2 protein-coding genes and 1 pseudogene are annotated in these 2,603 nt (G+C 63.0%); 2 read left to right on the top strand and 1 reads right to left on the bottom strand.

Going from position 1 to position 2,603, the window contains the following annotated elements:
• Positions 1-91: 91 nt before the first annotated feature.
• The gene (locus tag ACRESD_RS14535) at positions 92-1,252 is read right to left on the bottom strand and encodes an AAA family ATPase (protein ID WP_431751547.1); all 1,161 of its coding nucleotides are present in this window, start codon (positions 1,250-1,252) and stop codon (positions 92-94) included.
• Positions 1,253-1,373: 121 nt separating this feature from the next.
• Between ACRESD_RS14535 and ACRESD_RS14530 the strand changes: the two genes are divergently transcribed.
• Positions 1,374-2,456 (top strand): efflux RND transporter periplasmic adaptor subunit, encoded by a 1,083-nt coding sequence (locus ACRESD_RS14530; RefSeq protein WP_431751546.1) that lies wholly within the window; start codon positions 1,374-1,376, stop codon positions 2,454-2,456.
• A pseudogene (locus ACRESD_RS14525) lies at positions 2,453-2,603 on the top strand (efflux transporter periplasmic adaptor subunit); the annotation flags it as partial. The gene ACRESD_RS14530 and the pseudogene ACRESD_RS14525, both read left to right, overlap by 4 nt.

Below are 2,603 nucleotides of genomic sequence, written 5' to 3'. Positions count from 1 at the left end.
GACTGAGCTACCGCTATCGCAGGCAAGCCAGCTCCCACATTTGAATGTATTCACAGATCAGAATGTGGGAGCGGGCTTGCCCAGTCACAACCTATTCGGGCCAGTGCCAAGCCGGTGCATCCAGAATCCCCTGCCCGACGATTCGGGTCTCCCCCAACACCTTCTCCAACACAATCGAATTGCACCCCTCATCCTGCTGCAACGCTGCAATCAGACGGCTGGCATGGGACACCACCCACACCTGGCACTGCTGGGACGCCTGGATAATCAGGCGCGCCAACGCCGGCAGCAAATCCGGGTGCAGGCTGGTTTCCGGTTCGTTCAATACCATCATGGTCGGCGGCCGTGGCGTGAGCAGCGCCGCGATCAGCAGTAAGTAACGCAAAGTCCCGTCCGACAGCTCCGCCGCCGACAATGGCCGTAGCAAACCTTCCTGATAAAACTCGATTGCAAAGCGCCCGCCCTGCAACGGCTGGATGTTCAGGCGCGCCCCGGGAAACGCATCGCTGACTGCGCGCTGCAACGCTTCGGGGTCGCCAATTTCGCGGATGGTCTGCAACGCCGCCGCCAGATCCCGCCCATCGTGGTGCAGCACCGGCGTGCGTGTCCCCAGTTGGGGCTGGCGCACGGGGGCATCCACGTCGCTGCGAAAGTGATCATAAAAACGCCAGCCACGAATGCTTTCGCGCAGCAGCAACACTTCCGGCGAGCCGCGCAGGCTGCCGACCTGATCGAACAGGCTGTGGTAGTTCGGCGTGTGCTGGGCCAGCACATCCCAGGCGCGGCCCTCGCGCGCCCGCACCATCGGCCCGGAACGCTGCACCAGCAGGCTGGCCGGGCGGTAGATGTGGCCGGCCCAGATGCATTCCTTCTTGACCTCGGGGTCGAGGGAGAAAAACGATTCGCTCGGTTCAGGCAGCCCCAGGGAAATGGCATAGCTGAAATCCTCCCCGGCAAACCCCAGGCGCAAGCGCTTCACGCCCTGGCGCACGGTTGACTCGATCGGCACCTCGCCGTTGTGCATGCGTCGGCTGATGTTTTCCGGCCCGGCCCAGAAAGTCGAGTCCAACCCGCCCTCACGGGCCAGTGCGTTGATCACCCCGCCCTGGGCGGTTTCGGCCAACAGGCGCAGGGCGCGGTACAAATTGGACTTGCCGCTGCCATTGGGGCCGGTGACCAGGTTGAGCCGGTCCAGGGGCACCACCAATTTGTTGATCGAGCGGTAATTGGCTACCGCGAGGGTCTTGAGCATAGGGATTCGGTCGGTATGGGAACCATTGGAGTATGGGAGCCTCCATGCAGATAAGGAACCCTCAACTAAGCTCACAGTCGCATACACACTGGCAAGTCGGCATCACGCAAAAGGAGCCTGCATGGGCGGTCGTATTTCCACCTGTATATTCGGACTTGGCCTACTGACGCTGCTGAGCGGCTGTGGCCAGGAAAAGGCCGAACCCAAGCAACATTCCAGGGTATTTGTGCAGACCGTGCAGCCGATGGGTTTTGCCGCAGCGGTTACGCTCACGGGCGATATCCAGGCCCGGGTGCAAACCGACCTGTCCTTTCGCGTGGGGGGCAAGATCATCCAGCGCATGGTGGATGTGGGCGACCGCGTGAGCGCCAAGCAAGTGCTGGTCAAGCTCGACCCCAAAGACTTGCAGACCAACGTCGACTCCGCCCAGGCCCAAGTCGTGGCCGAGCAGGCGCGGGTCAAGCAAACCGCCGCGGCCTTTGTGCGCCAGGAAAAGCTGCTGCCCAAGGGTTACACCAGCCGCAGCGAGTACGACGCTGCCCAGGCTGCCTTGCGCAGCAGTCAAAGCGCGTTGACCGCCGCCCAGGCCCAACTGGCCAATGCCCGCGAACAACTGGGCTACACCACGTTGATCGCCGAAGCGCCGGGCGTGATTACCGCGCGCCAGGCCGAAGTGGGCCAGGTGGTGCAGGCCACCGTGCCGATTTTCAGCCTGGCCCGCGATGGTGAGCGGGATGCGGTGTTCAACGTGTATGAATCGCTGCTGGTGGAGCCGCCACCCGATGCGCCGATCACCGTCAGCCTTTTGGACAACCCCAGCATCAAGGCCGTGGGCAAAGTGCGCGAAGTCACGCCTGCCGTGGCTGCCAACACCGGTACCGTTCAAGTGAAAATTGCCCTGCAAGCGCTGCCCAAAGGCATGGAGCTGGGCTCGGTGGTCAGTGCCACCGCCAATGGCCCGGTCAAACCCAGCATCGAGCTGCCCTGGGCGGCGCTCACCAAAGACCTCAACGAGCCCGCCGTGTGGTTGATCGACGGCGATGGCAAGGCGCAATTGCACAAGGTCACGGTGGCGCGTTACCTCACCGGCAAAGTGATCATCGGCGAGGGCCTCAAAGGCGGCGAAAAAGTCGTGGTAGCCGGTGGGCAACTGCTGCACCCCGGCATGTTGGTCGAGATCGCCCAGCAAGGAGCCCAGCCATGAATCGCCTGACGGTATTACTCGCCGCCAGCCTGTTGCTGGCGGCGTGCTCCAAGGAAGAGCCCGCGCCCGAGCCCGTACGTCCGGTGCTGTCGATGGAAGTGACGTCCGAAGATCAGGAAAACCTCGGCCGTTTCGCCGGTACCATCC

Origin of the sequence: Pseudomonas sp., assembly GCF_050739995.1 — a bacterium.
Classification (GTDB): Bacteria; Pseudomonadota; Gammaproteobacteria; order Pseudomonadales; family Pseudomonadaceae; genus Aquipseudomonas.
The sequence above is the reverse complement of the archived record's forward strand: the minus strand, read 5'-3'. Positions and strand labels throughout refer to the sequence as shown.